Source organism: Myxococcus sp. NMCA1, from assembly GCF_026810205.1.
Taxonomy (GTDB): Bacteria; Myxococcota; Myxococcia; order Myxococcales; family Myxococcaceae; genus Myxococcus; species Myxococcus xanthus_A.
Window position 1 is genome coordinate 8,796,129 of sequence record NZ_CP113950.1, and the last position, 15,126, is coordinate 8,811,254.

12 protein-coding genes are annotated in these 15,126 nt (G+C 69.2%); 7 read left to right on the top strand and 5 right to left on the bottom strand.

Going from position 1 to position 15,126, the window contains the following annotated elements; genetic code table 11:
* Positions 1-170 precede the first annotated feature (170 nt).
* From OZ403_RS36495 to OZ403_RS36505, 3 genes are all read left to right on the top strand, one after another.
* Positions 171-599, top strand: coding sequence for a response regulator (locus tag OZ403_RS36495; RefSeq protein WP_237077781.1), 429 nt, complete (start codon positions 171-173; stop codon positions 597-599).
* 48 nt (positions 600-647) lie between these two features.
* Complete coding sequence (locus tag OZ403_RS36500) at positions 648-1,325, top strand: SanA/YdcF family protein (protein ID WP_140800279.1); 678 nt, start codon at positions 648-650, stop codon at positions 1,323-1,325.
* 111 nt (positions 1,326-1,436) lie between these two features.
* A complete protein-coding gene (locus OZ403_RS36505; RefSeq protein ID WP_013937437.1) occupies positions 1,437-1,709 on the top strand; it encodes a hypothetical protein in 273 nt (90 codons plus the stop codon).
* Positions 1,710-1,770: 61 nt separating this feature from the next.
* Here the strand turns inward: OZ403_RS36505 and OZ403_RS36510 are convergent, their stop codons facing one another.
* Positions 1,771-3,543: an SMI1/KNR4 family protein gene (locus OZ403_RS36510; protein WP_268782918.1), complete on the bottom strand. Its 1,773-nt coding sequence runs from the start codon at positions 3,541-3,543 to the stop codon at positions 1,771-1,773.
* Positions 3,544-3,899: 356 nt separating this feature from the next.
* Between OZ403_RS36510 and OZ403_RS36515 the strand changes: the two genes are divergently transcribed.
* Positions 3,900-4,481, top strand: a complete 582-nt coding sequence (locus OZ403_RS36515) for a hypothetical protein (protein ID WP_268782919.1) — start codon at positions 3,900-3,902, stop codon at positions 4,479-4,481.
* A gap of 10 nt (positions 4,482-4,491) precedes the next feature.
* Complete coding sequence (locus tag OZ403_RS36520; RefSeq protein ID WP_140795806.1) at positions 4,492-4,836, top strand: thioredoxin family protein; 345 nt, start codon at positions 4,492-4,494, stop codon at positions 4,834-4,836.
* A gap of 200 nt (positions 4,837-5,036) precedes the next feature.
* On the opposite strand, the gene OZ403_RS36525 is transcribed toward OZ403_RS36520, so the two are convergent.
* On the bottom strand, positions 5,037-7,046 hold the full coding sequence (locus OZ403_RS36525) for an ankyrin repeat domain-containing protein (RefSeq protein ID WP_328285486.1): 2,010 nt from the start codon (positions 7,044-7,046) through the stop codon (positions 5,037-5,039).
* A gap of 146 nt (positions 7,047-7,192) precedes the next feature.
* Here OZ403_RS36525 and OZ403_RS36530 point away from each other — a divergent pair, with 146 nt between their 5' ends.
* Positions 7,193-7,498, top strand: coding sequence for a hypothetical protein (locus tag OZ403_RS36530; protein ID WP_237081615.1), 306 nt, complete (start codon positions 7,193-7,195; stop codon positions 7,496-7,498).
* Positions 7,499-7,501: 3 nt separating this feature from the next.
* Here OZ403_RS36530 and OZ403_RS36535 read toward each other — a convergent pair whose 3' ends face one another.
* Together OZ403_RS36535 and OZ403_RS36540 are read right to left on the bottom strand one after the other, a co-directional pair.
* Positions 7,502-9,325, bottom strand: coding sequence for an ABC transporter ATP-binding protein (locus OZ403_RS36535; protein WP_140796727.1), 1,824 nt, complete (start codon positions 9,323-9,325; stop codon positions 7,502-7,504).
* Between the two features lie 72 nt (positions 9,326-9,397).
* Complete coding sequence (locus OZ403_RS36540; protein ID WP_140795808.1) at positions 9,398-10,477, bottom strand: universal stress protein; 1,080 nt, start codon at positions 10,475-10,477, stop codon at positions 9,398-9,400.
* Between the two features lie 352 nt (positions 10,478-10,829).
* Between OZ403_RS36540 and OZ403_RS36545 the strand changes: the two genes are divergently transcribed.
* Positions 10,830-10,988 (top strand): hypothetical protein, encoded by a 159-nt coding sequence (locus OZ403_RS36545; protein WP_167371045.1) that lies wholly within the window; start codon positions 10,830-10,832, stop codon positions 10,986-10,988.
* A gap of 70 nt (positions 10,989-11,058) precedes the next feature.
* Here the strand turns inward: OZ403_RS36545 and OZ403_RS36550 are convergent, their stop codons facing one another.
* Positions 11,059-15,063 (bottom strand): hypothetical protein, encoded by a 4,005-nt coding sequence (locus tag OZ403_RS36550; protein WP_268782921.1) that lies wholly within the window; start codon positions 15,061-15,063, stop codon positions 11,059-11,061.
* Between the last annotated feature and the right edge of the window lie 63 nt (positions 15,064-15,126).

The window sequence follows — 15,126 nt, forward strand, 5'->3', positions numbered from 1 at the left end:
GGAAGGCGGGGCAGGGTAAGACGGGGCCCCCTATATAGGCGGGGCGGGAGCCGGTCAACGGATGCCTGCCGCCGCCGGGCAGACGATCGCCCGCCCCACCGGATATGGCAGGCGGCCAAGCCCCCCTGACAGCCCCTCCCCGCGGTAGGACACGGACTTACCTTGCGGGCATGGTGGTTCAAACGTCATCCGGTCCGCTGCTCATCGTCGAAGACGACGTGGACATCTGTGAGGCCCTTCAGGACTATCTGGAGATGCACGGCCACGCGGTGCGAGTGGCGCGCAACGGCCGGGAGGCCCTGGAGCAGTTGGCCCAGCATCCCCGCCCTGCCCTCATGGTGCTGGACATGGCCCTGCCCGTCATGGACGGCCACCGGGTGCTGACCACCCGCAAGGCGAGTGAGGCCCTGGCCCAGGTGCCGGTCATCATCCTGTCCGCGGGAATGGCGGCGATGAACCCCAGGGACTGGGCCGTCTATGCGTCCTCGTACAACGTGGCGGCATTCCTGAAGAAACCCGTGGAGCCCCGACAATTGCTGGAGGCCGTCGAGCGGTTCGCGCCCAAGCCGGCAGGTTCCCAGGCGGGCACGTCCCCCTGAGACAGGGATGTCGCTCTGGGCTTTCCGGTGGAGGGCGCCCGGAACACAATGGCCCCTCTACCGGTGTTCTCGGGGTCCATGAAGCCAGGCGGTGCGAGATGGGTGTGGTTGCGTAGAGGCCTCGCGGTCCTGGCCGCGGGTGGGCTGGGGCTGTTTGCCCTCTCCCACCTCGTCCGCCTCAGCTACGAGGACCGCATCGTCCCGCTGGAGCAGGCGCCCCAGGCCCCCGTGGCGCTGGTGTTCGGCGCGGGCCTGGCGCGGGGCGCGGTGCCCTCCCCCGTGCTCGCCCAGCGGCTGGATGCGGCCATCGCCCTGTGGCAGCAGGGCAAGGTGCAGACGGTGCTCGTCAGCGGGGACCAGACGAAGCCCTTCCATCACGAGACGCGCGCCATGCGGCGCTACCTGGTGGAGCACGGCGTGCCCGAAAGCGCGGTCCAGGGCGACGAAGCGGGGCTGTCCACCTATGACAGCTGCCTGCGGGCCTCCACGGTGTTCGGCGCGAAGCGGGCAGTGCTCGTCACTCAGCGCTTCCACCTGACGCGGGCGCTGTTCATCGCGAACTCGGTGGGCATCGACGCGTGGGGCGTGGCCGCGGACGAGGGACGGCCGACGCCGTGGCGCTACCAGGTGCGTGAGACGCTGTCGCGCGTGCTGGCCCTGGCCATGGTGATGCTGGAGGTGGAGCCCGCCTACCCCTCCGGCCGCACCGTGCTCCCGGAGCGTTGAGGCACGGGCAGGCATGGCAGGCAGGCGGGCGGCGAGAATTGCCGGGGCCCCCGCGGGTTCTCATTCTTGAGACGAAGGCAGCCGACCCACCGCGCTTTCCGAGGAGAGGCCATGCGATTCAAGAAGCTGGGGTCAGATGACGTGGGCGAGTCCACCTCTCGGCGTCACATGAATCCGGACACCGGTGAGGATGAAATCAACATCTCAGACCAGGACCTGGCGGCGACCCCGCCGCTGGAGGAGGAGCCGGACTTCCGCGACATCCTCCCGGACGAGATTCATGAGTTCCGCCGGGGTGATGAGGAGGAAGAGCCGCTGGAGTTGACGGCACAGCCGGGCTACCGCATCCGCCCCATCGACTTCGACAAGCTACCGCAGGGATAGACGTACGGTGAGGCGACGTCGAGGCAAGGCGCGGGAGCGCGCCTTGCCTCCGAGCCCGTGACTACCGGCCGCGTGCGCCCTTCTTCGCCGCTGGCTTCTGGGCTGAGCCCTTCTTCGCGGCGCTCTTCTTCGCTCCGGACTTCTGAGCAGCGGCCTTCTTGGCCGCGCTCTTCTGAGCGGCCGCCTTCTTCGCTGCGCCCTTCGGGGCACCGGCCCGCTTTGCACCACCCTTCTGAGCAGGGGCCTTCTTCGCCGCGCCCTTCCGAGCCGGAGCCTTCGCGGTGACGGACTTCTTCGCGGGAGCCTTCTTCGCCGCGCCCTTCTGGGCAGGGCCCTTCGTCGCCCCCTTCGCGGTGGCGGACTTCTTCGCCGCAGCCTTCTGAGCAGAGGCCTTCATCGCCTCCTTCGCGGTGGCAGGCTTCTTCTCAGTGCCCTTCTGGGCAGGGGCCTTCGTCGCCCTCTTCGCGGTGGCGGACTTCTTCGCCACACCCGTCTGGGCGGGGACCTTCGCTGTGGCCTTCTGGGCAGCAGCAGACTTCGCCGTCCCCTTCTCAGCAGACGTCACCGCAGCGACATCCCGGGCACCTGCCGCCTTCACAGCGGGGGGCTTCTTCGCCGCGCGCTTCGGAGACGCCGCCGTCGTCGAGACCTCCGCCACGGCAGGGAACTCCTGCGCAGGCGGTTCCTCCGCAGCCGACGCCTGGGTTGCCGCCTTCTTCGCACCGGTCTTGCGCGCGGGGGCCGCCTTCGTTGCCTTCACCTCGCTGACGACGGGCACCTCAGCGGCCACGTTCGGAGCCGCGGCCTCCGACACAACAGCCTTCTTGGCGGGAGACTTCTTCGAGGCGGCCTTCTGGGGCGCAGTTTCCGGCGATGAAACAGACTCCCCTGTCCCAGCAAGGAGCTCCGCCGAAGCCGCTTCAATCGCGGCCTTCTTCGCGGGGCGCGCCTTCGCGGGAGCAGGCTCCGCGGCGGCCTTCTTCACACCCTGCACCTTGCTCGACGCACTTTTCGGGAACAGCACGCCAGCGCCACCGATGGCGAGCGGTATCTGCTGGGCCTGCGCGCGCGCCTTTCTCGGGCCGGCCCCATCCTCGTAACGGGAAGACGGGCGGACGTCGTCGTACTCGTACGCGAGCTCGCGTACCTCCGTCTCCTCGACTTCCACTTCGGCGGCCTCCTCATCGGCCAGCTCCGCCTCCTCGAGCTGCTCGGCCTCTTCGGCTGCTTCAGCCTCGGCCGCCGCACCGAGTGGAGCCTCGCCGGACTCCGCCTCCTCCTCGTCAACCTGGACGCCGGATAGCGCCCCCTGAAGGACGGCGTTCATCGCCCGGGCAAAGGTGCGCTCACCGAAGCTCTCCACCTCCGCGGGGGGCACGAGCACGTCGAGCATGTCCTTCAACGAGCGGTACAGCCGCATCTGCCGCTTCTCGCCCTCCCAGGTGCCATAGACCCAGTCGTCGCTATCCAGCGCCTCGACCCAGGCCGGCAACGGACCGCCACCGTCGCCCTGCTCCACCATGGCCGACTTGCGCGAGGCGAAGAGGTGCCGGTGCGGCCCCTTCAAACCGATGCGCCACAGCCCCGCCGCGGGAAGCCCTTCCAGCTTGAGGCGGGTCTTCTCCAGGACGCTCGGGTCTCCCTCCGCGCCGTGCAGACGGAAGAGGAGAACCTCACCGTTGAGCTCGCCCCCGTTGAACGCCTGATACAGGTCGGTGAGCTCGTCGGGGAATGGAACGCCGCACTCCGTTTCGGCCCGGCGAATCTCCTCGGGAGAGACGCCAGCTGACGATGCCTTTACCGACTTGCGAAGTGCCTCCAACCACTCGTGCATGACCCCTCCACGACATCCAGTCGCACAACCTTACGGCGGCTGAGCGCTCCTGAGCAGTGCGGGCTTTGGCTTTTGATGACACCGCGCCAGAGCTGATCCAACTCGCTCCGGCTGACATGGCGGCCACCCCCGCGCGCAGGCATACCTTGAAAACCCGTACCCACTGTCCAACCCATCCCCTCCTCCGGAAAAACAGGACTCACGCACGAAGGTGATGCCCCTGGCGCCCGCTCCAGCCGCCCGCGTTCCGGAGCGGCTCAGGTGTTCCGCTGATCCATCCTCCGCCGGGTGAAGCGTCCCAACGCGGCAACAGCCCACTCGCCTGACCGCCCAGAGCCCGGCCAGAGCGCCCAATAGTGAGCCGCCCGGCCGCACGAGCGGGCCCCTTCTCCGAGGAGCAGGCCCTGGCGCACATCGAGGTGCTGTGGAAGGTCGTGGAGCCCGAGCTGCGCGAAGACCCATCCGTCTCCGAAGCACACGCGCGTCGAGCACGGGATGTCCTGCAGGCGCACGGAACAGGCCCACTGGTCATCCGCGCGGTCGCCTCGGGGAGTACGGGCTCCCTGGAGCTACACAACCGCGGCCCCGACCCACTGCGCTTGGAGGACTACGAAGTCACCTCGGACTTGCGCGCAACAGTGCGCTACCGACTCCCAGCCGGCGTCCTGGAGCCCAGCGCGGCCCTCCGGTCGGAAGCGAGCGGCGACGTGGCCCGAGGACCGTGGCACCTCCCGTTCACCCTGCCTCCGGAGGGGGGCGAGGTGGGGGTGTTCAACGCAACGCGAGGCCCGCATCCGCTGCTCTACGGCCCCGAGGATGCCATCTGGTACGGCCCACTGCCCGCCGGCACGGTGTACGAGCGCCGGGGCGGAGGCACCGGCGAGGGCTTCGAGCCGCGCCCCCGTGAGCAGGTTGAACACGACACCCGAGCCCGTTAGGCAGGAGGCCATGGCACATCCCGTGAGCTACGAGGGGACGGCGGAGAACTTCGACCAACTGGTCCTGGAACCCAAGGGCGAGCTGGTGGTCGTGGACTTCTGGGGTGACGGCTGCCCGAACTGCGAAATCTACGCGGCGGCCGAGCCCGCGCTGCTGGCGGAGCTGGATGACGCTCCGATGCGCGTCGTCAAGGTGAACGCGTACCAGTACGAGGACCTGGCCAAGCGCTTCGGACTCTTCGGCATCCCCACGTTCCTGCTGTTCCGCGAGGGCAAGCTCATCGGGAAGATGAGCCAGTACTACGGGAAGGAGTACTGGCTCGGCGTGGTGCGGGACCACCTGCCCCAGGCCTGACGCCGCTCATGGATTCGAGACGGGCGACGACAGGAACCGGAACAAAGCCCGTGCCGAATCCTCACTGGGCATGTGCGCTGGCGGCTCGCCGTGACAGCGTTAAAGGGCACGTGTTCGCCCTCCCGCGCATGCACCAGAGCTCCACCTGTTGGCGGACGTCCTCCAAACGGAAGCCCCAGGCCCGGCCCCCAGGGGCGCGCCTACACCTGTACGCCCCCACCCTTACGGAGCACGTTGAACAGCTTGTCCCGGTCCAGTTCTGACCTGGCGAAGGCCTTCGCGACGAAGACCTTCTTGAGCGCCGCGTCCGAAGCGTCGAACTCGCCGTTCTCGTAGTGGTGCTTCGCCTTCACCTTGGCCTGGATGTCGTGGTCGTCCGCGATGACCACGTCCGCCTTCAGCACGCCGCCGACCCGGAGCGAAGCGTCGTTGCCGTGGCCCCACACCACCTGCGCGTCCAGGTCCTTGCCCACGACGACCTCGCCGTCCGTGTCCACACCGGTGGCGCGCAGCGTGCCGCCCACCACCAGCATCCCTTCCATCCCCGCGTTGCGCAGCACGCCTTCCACCGTGAGGTCTCCCGTCACGAGCAGCGGCCCGTCGACGTGCACGTCGCCCTTCACCACGAGGTCCCCGCGCACGAAGCGCGGCAGCTTGGACAGACGAGGCGTCTTCTCCTCGGCCGGCAGCACGTCCCGCGCGAGCTGCACCACCGCCATGGCCGTCCAGGGGAACTCGCCCTGGAGCGCGGCCGCGAGCTGGTCCCATGACGTGGCACCTTGCAGCGCGAGCCCCTTCAGGACCTGTTCGACGCCGTCCACGTTCTTGTCCTCGAAGTACCAGGCCTTGAGCAGCGTCTTGCGCTGACGCTCCAGCGCCTCCAGCAGCCGCTGCACGTCCAACGCGCCGGCCTTGCCCGAGGAAGCCTTGGCCCCCATGAGCTGGGCGAGGGACGCGTTCTTGTGCTCAATCGCCTCCTGCACGGGTGTCTGGCCGCTGCCGTTCTTCAGCGAGACATCCGCCCCCGCCTTGAGCAGTACCTCGATGACAGGGCCTCGCTCCTTGAAGCGTGCGTGCTGGTGCAGCGGCGTCCAGCCCTTGCCCACATTGGGATTCGCTCCCGCGTCGATGAGCGCCTGGGCCACGTCGGCCTGACGCGCTTCGAAGAGCGCCGTCCGCCCTGACGCATCGAGCGCATCCACGGGCACACCGCCTTTCGCCAGCGGAGCGATGCAGGACACGCTGCCGTGCTCGGCCGCGACATGCAGCGGCGTGGACTTCTTCGAATCAACCCCGTCGGCGGCGACTCCCAGGCGGAGCAACTCCTTCACCAGCGCCGCGTCATCCACCATCGCGGCCAGGTGGAGCACGCTGTGCTTGCTGGAATCCTTCGCCTCCAGGGCCGCCCCCAGCGCGACCAAGGCCAGCACCCGGCCCGTGCGGCTGTTCCCTTCGAAGCCAGGGCCGAAGAACGGCTTCGCATCCAACCCCGCCGCGAGCAGGAGCCCGGCATCCAGGTCCTTGCCCTTCTTCCCCGCGGGACGTGCCGCGGGCTTCTGCTTCCGCAGCCAGGCCAGGAAACCCTCATCGGAGAAGGCGCCCTCCAGCCCCTGGAAGTTGAGCGAGTCGTCATCGCCCATCGCGCCCTGGGCGCACATGCCGGGGGACTCCGCCACTTTGGAGAGCAACTCGCGGTAGCCCTTCTCCGGCTTGTCTTGCGTCAATGCGCGCCAGGCCTCGAGCCCGCGGCGTCCACGCTGGTGGTCGGCGAGCTCCCGCAGGCTGTTGGCCTCGTCCAGCGCGGCCTCCGCCTCGTCGAGCTGCGCCACGGTCGGCTTGCGCCGCACCAGGTCCTCCGCCCACTGGCTCAGGGCCAGCGAACGTGCACGATGGGCGAGCGTCAGCGCGCCGCCGGGCTTCGTTCCTCGCGTCAGCTCGAGGATGCGGTCGCGCAGCCGCCAGTGCTCGGCCTTCAACTCCTGCTCCCAACGGTGCGGCTCCATGCGCCGCGCCGGGTCCAAGGACCAGCTCAGGGAGTGGAGTCCCAGCAGATGCTCGGGCTCCGCCGCCACGACTTCACGCAGCAACGGAATCGCCTGGTCCAGCTGCGGCGGCATCTCGTCCAGCAGACTGTCCGCCTTCTTCATCAACGCAGCGACATCGAGCTTCTTCGGAGCTTGAGCACGCGACATGGCGAGAGAACCTGCCATGAGTCAGTGACATGCGCGCACGAAACTCGAGCGCCACGGAGACCATCACCCTCCGAGAATTCTCACGCGCCCAGCAATGGCATGACCGCTGCCTTGCCTGCCACTTGGCCCTTGTGGCGGCGCGGCCTACTCTCATCCACGACCTCATGCCCTTCGAGCCCTACCACGTCGACCCGGATGACCCGCGCGCGCCGCCCCAGGAGATATGGGACGCACTCTCCCCTGAGGAGCGTCAGCGCATCGTCGACAGCCTTCCGTCTGAATTCCCCGTTTCAGAGGCGAACCCGCCGGAAGGCGATTTCCATTTCGAGGCCAGCCGCGCGGAGCTCGTGCAGCAACTCGCGGAGGAGTCCCGTCTGCGAGCCGAGGAAACCCAGCGCCGTGAGGACGCCGAGCGCCAGCTCGCCGAGGCTCGGGCGGAAATCGCACGCCTGCGTGGCGAGCGCGCCTGACGCTCAGTCCCGATAGCCGCGCGCCTGCAACCGGAACAGGTGCGCGTAGCGGCCGTCCTTCGCCATCAGCTCGTCGTGGCTGCCCAGCTCGTCCACCTGCCCGTTGTGGAGCACGGCAATCTGGTCCGCCATGCGCACCGTGGAGAAGCGGTGCGAAATCACAATCGCAATCCGGTCCGCCGCCAGCGCCTGGAAGCGCTCGAACAGCGCGTGCTCCGCCTCCGCGTCGATGCTGGCCGTGGGCTCGTCCAGAATCAGCACCTCCGCGTCGTCGCGCATGAAGGCCCGCGCCACCGCCAGCTTCTGCCACTGCCCCGCCGACAGCTCCTGTCCCTTCTCGAACCAGCCGCCCAGCATCGTGTCGTACTGCTGTGGCAGCGCCGTGATCACACCGCTGGCCCCGCCCTCCTCGGCCGCCTTCTCGATGCGGTTCCGGTCCTCCAGCGCCGGCACGTGCCCCAGGCCAATGTTCTCCGCCACGTTGAACTGGTAGCGCACGAAGTCCTGGAACACCGCTCCGAAGCGGCTGCGCAGGTCCTCCACGTCCATGTCCTTCAGGTTGACGCCACCGTAGAAGATGTCGCCGTCCACCGGCTCGTACAGGCGCAGGAGCAGCTTCACCAACGTGCTCTTCCCCGCCCCGTTCTCTCCCACCAGCGCCAGCTTCTGTCCCGGCTTCAGCGTCAGCGACACGTTCTTCAGCGCCCACGCATCCTTCCCCGGATAACGGAAGGACACGTCGCGCAGCTCGATGGCGCTGTCGTGCCCACGCGGCGGAGAGAGCGGTGGCAGCACCCGCGTCGCCTCGCCGCCGGTGGGGATGTCCAGGTACGCGAACAGGTTGCTCATGAAGAGCGCGTCCTCGTACATGGAGCCCACGCTGGTCAGGATGCCCTGGAACGCCGCCTGCCCCTGCCGGAACACGCTCAGGTACAGCACCATGTCGCCCACGGTAATCGTCCCGCTCGCCGCGCGGCCCGCCACCAGCAGGTAGCAGCCGTAGAAGGCGCCCAATGAGAGGATGCCCAGTCCCAGCCCCCAGGCCATCCGCCGGAAGGCCAGCGCCCGGTCCTCCGCGAAGAACTTCTGGAAGAGCGTGCGGTAGCGCCCCAGCACGAGCGACCCCAACCCGAAGAGCTTCACCTCCTTCACGTGGCTGTCACGCGTGAGAATCCACTCCAGGTAGTTCAGCTTGCGTCCCTCGGGCGCGCGCCACGAGTAGAGCCGAAAGCCCGCCATGGCCAGCCGCGCCTCGGCGATGAAGGCCGGCACCGACGCGGCCACCAGCACCACCACGCTCCACGGCGACAGCGCCACCAACAACGCGGCGAAGGTGCCCAGGGTGATGGTGTTGCGGACGATGGAGAACGCCTGCGTCACCAGCGACAGCGGCCGGCTGTTCGCCTCGCGCCGCGCGTTCTGCATCTTGTCGTAGGTGGCCGAGTCCTCGAAGTGATGCAGCTCCAGCGCCAGCGCCTTCTGGAGGATGCGCTCATTGAGCAGGTTTCCCAGGTTGGCGCGAAGCAGCTCGCGCGTCAGCGTCAGCCCGCGGTCCACCACCGCCGAGCCCAGCATCAACCCGAACTCCAACCCCACCAGCCCGTACACCCGCGAGCGGGCCTCCACCGAGCCCTGCGCCGCCGCCACCACCGAGTCCACGATGAGCTTGCCCACCCAGGCGATGGCCGCCGGCAACAGCGCCGCCACCAGCGTCAGCGCGCCCAGCACCACCGCGCCGCGCGGGCTGGCCTGCCAGAAGAGCCGGAAGGTCCCCGGCAGCTGCTTGAAGAGGCTGCCCGCGTTCTGGAAGCGGGCCTTGAGCGACACCGGGGCGGCAGGGGCTGTTGTAGGACGAGGAGACACGGTCCGCGTTCATAACGCGGAGCGCGCCCTCCTGCTTCAGGATGCGGGCGAAAGGTGACGCGACACCAACACGTCGCAGCCCGCGCGCGCCAGCACCTGCTCCGTCAGCGGCGTGCGCGCCTCCACGGCGGACATGGCCAGCGCCAGCAGGTCCGAGCCCCGCTCCAACGCCTCCGCCAGGATGCCCTCTTCGGCCGGCTCGCCGCAGCGCACCCTCACCTCCAGCTCGCGGCCCGCCTCCCGGTAGGGCGCGAGGAAGCGGCCAAGCGCCACCCGCGCCTGATACTCCCGCTCCTGCCGCAGCAGCAGCCACCGCTCGGCCGGCGCCTGGTCGCGGCGCAGCTCCGCCTCCTGCGCTGCCGTGTCCACCACGTGCAGCACGTCCACCCGCGCGGGCGCCGGGCACAGGCGCAAGGTCAGCTCCAGCGCCCTGCGCGACTCGCGTGAGAAGTCCACCGCCACCAGGGGCCTGCCGTAGGGCCGGACCGGGTGCGGCACCACCACCAGCACGGAGACGCCCAGCTGGCGCACCATGCGCCGCACCGTCGAATCCTCGGCCAGCGCACGCACCGGGTACGTCACATGGGGACGCCCCAGCACCACCAGCTCCGCGCCCGACATCCGCGCCACGGCCGACGCCACCTCCACTGGGTCCCCTCGCCCGAGCTCCTCGCGCACGTCGATGTCCACGCGGTTGCGCAGCCGCCTGCACACGGAGCTCACCGCCTTTCGCAGGCAGCGTGCACCCGACAGCGTCCCACCCGGCCCCTCCTGCCCGTCCAGGACGGAGGCCACGTGCAGCACGCAGAAGACACTCCCGTGCGCCAGCGGAAGGCGCAGCGCGCGCGCCAGCGCGAACTCGGAGCGCAGCGAGAAATCCGTTCCCACCACCAGGCGCGACACGCCCCGCTGCCCCCGGGCGAGCCCTGGAGGGAGCAGCGGCAATGCCGGCCTCGAAAGCTGTGACGACCTCATCTCCATCCCTCCTTCCCTTCCACCCGACTCACCTTGTGAGTGTGCGTGTAGCGGTGAAGGTGACGCCTTGCAGCATCCCGGAGGCATCCGGTTGCTCCACCGCTCCGTGGACGGCCACGCGGAGCCTCGCGTCATCCACACCTCGAAGATTCAGGCGCCGCGCGCCAGGCGCCACCGGGCTCGACGTGTCGCAAAGTCCGCGACCGGGCAGGCCTCCGGAACAGGCCCACCTCCGCCCAGGGAACACCCCGCGGTGTGCAGAGGTGCCGAGGAGCGGCTCCCTGAAAAATCTCCAGCAACCCGGCGGCCGTACCCACCGAGAAGAAGGGAGAGCAGGCGTCCTTCACGAGGCTTGGCCTGCTTGGCATGTTCGAAGTCCGACAGAAGGTCCGAGCGAGGCACGGCCGATGCTTTGCAGAGGGGTCCGGGCGGGCAGCGACAGGCGGGGTGGGTGGCGGGGTCGGGCGGAACGCTGAAGAAGGGGGAAGTGCCAATGCGCGGGGTCATCACCGGACGAGAGGTGGTCGCCAACCTGGGGCTCATCTACCGGGAGTTCGGGACGGGCTGCGTGCTGCGCTGCCTGTGGGTCATGCTGAGCGGGAAGACGACGACGTTCCTCGAGGTCGCGTGCCCGCCGGTGGCGAAGCGGTAGCAACGGCACGGGCCGCGGAGGAAGGTCCCCCGTGGCCCGCGCCACCTCAGGTCATGTCACCGCGTGAGCGTCACTGCGGGACGCTGAGCCGCAGCCGCAGCAGCGTCGGCTCCACCCAGGCGCTCGCCTCGGGGCCTCCGGCCTCGGCCTGGGCATCCAGGGACGCGTCGATGGCGGCCTTCAGCCGGTCGGCACGCGTCGTCACCGCCGGGTGCAGGTCCGCCAGGATGTTGTGGGCCGGCTGCGCGTTCGGGGCGCTGAACAACATGTACATGTCCATCACGTCGTTCATCACCGGGGTGACTTCCACGTCCTGCGGCGTGTCGTAGCCCGACAGCACCGCGTCCTCACCGTACAGCAGACCGCGCAGGTACTCGTCGTGGTCCAGCGACAGTGGCAGCGCCAGCGCCGCGTAGGACTGCCACAAGAGCCGCGTGCCCGTCATCCGCTTCGCCTGGACCTGCAGCGCGTCTCCCGCCTGGCCCATGCGCGTGGCGACGTGGCCGTAGAACTGGCGCTGCTGGTTCTTCAGCACGTCCACCATCCGGGTGCGGACGGCGGCGCGGAAGTCATTGGCCCAGGCGTAGTCGAACGACGCGATGTTCTGCGAGACGTAGCCCCACCGCTTCGCCATCCACTCCTGGGGATTCTGCTCGGTGTTCGGGTTGTAGGTGGGCCGGTCCACCCCGCGCACCAGGGTGACGAAATCATGGCCGCCGGTGAAGCGGTGCGTGAACACGCGCTCGGACTTCGACGTGTTCGTCGCGGTGTCCCAGTAGGTGTAGCGGACATACACCGTGGACTCCAGCCGGTACTTGCGCTCGTACAGGCCCCCGAAGCCCGTGAAGACCTCCGAGTAGAGCTGCCAGCTTCCTTCGCCGCACAGGTCGATGGTGGCCTGGTCCACGTTCAGGTTGTCCGCGATGAGCAGCGGGCGCAGCACGTCGTGGTTCCAGCGGGCCGGGTTCACGCCGAGGTAGTCCGGCGCGCCGTCCTCGTTGTAGTCCCCCCAGTCGCCGCCGCCGCAGGGGACGATGGGCTTCTCACCTGGCTTCAGGTAGTGCGCCGCCGGCTCCTGGTCCGGACCGCCCCACAGGTCGATGCCGTGCAGGCCGCGGGCGGGGCTGTGCCGCCAGTCGGACTCCGCCTGCTCGATGAGGGCCTTCATCCACGCCCAGTCCCCCAGGTAGCGCGCGTGGATGCCGGCGAACAACGGCTTGCCGAGGTTGCGCAGCGCGGTGTCCAGCTGCGTGCCCGCGGTGATGAGGCTGCTGTGGCGCGAGGAGACCATCTGCCCGCCGAGCACCGGCTGCTCCTCGAAGAGCTGCGCGTAGGCCTCCGCGCCGGACATCCAGTCCTTCGGGCTGGAGATGCGCTCGCCGTGCAGCATGGGCAGCCCCAACTGGACAGGGAACTCACGCAGGTAGTTGATGTTGTAGGAGAGCTTGTGACTGGACAGCTCGTCCGCGGGGCTGACGTCCGGGTTGGAGCCGCGCCCGTCGATGCCCGCGAGGATCGTGGAGTTATGCGCGTCCACCGCGCCCCACTTGGAGAACTGGTTCTCCGCCAGCGTGAAGTCAGCGTAGAGCATGGGCGTGGAGTGACGCTCGTTCCAGTCCAGGTAGGACCAGGCCGCCAGCTCGAAGGCGTCATTCTTCGTGTCGGTGAAGTACTCGTACATGTTCTGGTCCACGCGGTTCAGCCCGACATGCAGCGAGTGCAAGGACGCCTGCACCTCCTCCACGTTCTGGTTCACCCGGCCCAGCTCCCAGTCCACCAGGTCGAAGCGGGCCTGCATGTCGCGGTGGATGTCATTGAGCTTGCGGTCCACCCGATCGAACCGGGTGAACATCCGCGACTGCATCTGCTCGACGAACTGATGGAGCTTGCGGAGCTCCTCGAGGATGGTCTGCTCGATGGGCGGCTGGGCCGCCCCGCGCAGCAGGGAGAAGAGCTGGAAGGCGGCGCCAATGAGCTGCCCGGTGAAGATGGCGCCGCTGACAATCTCGAAGCCCTTCATGCCCAGGTCGAGGAAGCTGGAGACCTTCTCCGCGATCTTGACGGAGCTCTCCGCGTACTTCGCCACCGCCTCCAGCGTCGTGTTCAGCGCGCTGGCGAACCTCACGATGTCCGCAGCGAACTGCGTCTCGCCGTCCTTCTTGAACAGCTCGGCCACCAGCCCCAGGCCGCCCGTCACACCTTCGCGCACGCCGTTGAGCTGGTCCTTGAGCTGGGTGCCCCGCGCCCTCGCCGCGTCGATGGCCGCCTGGAGCGCCGCCTCCTCGGCCGTCGGCGTGCCGGACAGGGACGCCTCGGCCGCGCCGCCCTCCGCCAGCGCCAGCGTCTGCCCGGGCTTCTTCAGCGCGATGGAGGCGCGGTACGCCTGCTCGGCGACGTTCAGGTTGTTGAGCATGTCGGAGTACTGCTGCGCCGCGGACAGGCCCGCGGTGGACGCCGTCAGGATGAAGCCTCGCGCGTCCGCCTTCGTGGCCGACAGGCTCCCGTCGTTCGCCAGCCGGGGCAGCACGAAGCCCGCCAGGGGGCCCATGGGCTGGATGGCCAGCATCTGCGCCGCGGTCTGCGTGGTGTGGGCGCCCACGCCCGCGCCAATGCCACCGCCATTCACCACCGCCGCCAGCGCGACGTTGCCCTGGGCCAGGTCATGCAGCCGCCCCCAGGTCTCCTCGGAGAAGACCTCCACGTCCCCGTAGCGCTCCACCAGCGAGTGGGCGGTAACGAGGTCACGCTCCAGGCTCGGGCCATTGTGCATGCTGCCCAGCAGCGCCTGCGAATAGGCCCGCAGCGCCCTGCCCGCCACCGTCGTCGTGGCCACGTGCGGCTGGGCCCGCGCGAGGATGCGAATCATCGTCCGCACCCGCGGGCCGGAGCCGTCCTTCGCCGGGTTGAAGGGATAGACGTTCAACGCGGTGGAGACGGCGTTGAGCGCCGCCGTCAGCTCGGCCTGCGAGAGCGCCGGGTTGTCACGGGCCAGGAAGTACGCCACGCCCGCCTGCAGGTGCAGCCGGGGGTCCGGCCGGGACATGGCCACCGTCGCGTACACGCGCCGGTTCACCTCCTGCGCGGTCAGCGAGAAGGTGCTGCGGCACTCCGAGCACAGGATGGGCGCGTCATAGACGGGCGCGCCGCGGCTCCCAGAGGCCTCCCATTGCGCCTGCGCCTGCGCCTGTACCTGCGCCTGGGTAGCGGTAGCGGGCGCCTGGCCCTCCACGAAGCCCGCGCCGCACTCCGCGTCCGGCGCCACGCCGTGGCTGACATCGCGGCAGGTGCCGTTGAGCGGCGCGCCACTGCCAGGGCCGCAGGGGCCCGTCATCGTTCCGCATTGCGCCGCGTCGGTGACCCAGGCGCCATTCACCCGGCACGTCTGGGGGTTGAGGCAGGCCACCGTGCAGGACGACTCCACCGTGCCGCACTGCGGTCCCGTGCCCATGTGCTGCACCGGGTAGTTGGCGTAGGTGATGTAGCAGTACTCCTCGCCCACGCCCGGCGCCGCGCGCTCGAGGGCTCCGCCTCCCGTGAGCATGGATTCCGAGGTACCGCCCCCCGGGGGCCTGCCACCGATGTACCAGGTCCAGGTGATGCCCCCCCACGTGGACGCGGGCGCATTCGCTGCCATGTAGCCCTGGGCGGCAGCTTCGCACGAGGCGCCGGGCCGTGTGCCCAACCCCAGCACGGCCTGGTGCACGCCCAACGTGAAGCCGAAGTCCGCGTGCCGGCACGTGTCGTAGGACGTACACGTCTTCTGGCTCGTGTCCACGCCACAGGCCGCGCTCGTCTGCCGCCCGTAACATTCCAGGCTGTAGGTGAAGCCGCCGGTACACGTCCAGTCACCGGTCGCGATGTCGTCCGGTGTGCAGGCAAGGCCGTCCTCGGCGGTCCGGGTGACGACGGGCTCAGCGAGCGGCGGAGTACCCTCGGGCGCGGGCTCACCGCAGCCCCAGAGCGCCAACGCGGCCACCACGCCCTGGAGCCAGCGCGGACGCCGGCTTCTGGCGGGCGCGTGTGCCCCGGGCGGACACACGTCTCCTCTCAACGACGAATCTCGCGACACATACATGGAGCAGTTCCCCCTCGTTCGGGCCTGCGACGGCATGGAATGCCGTCCAGCACTCAATACGGA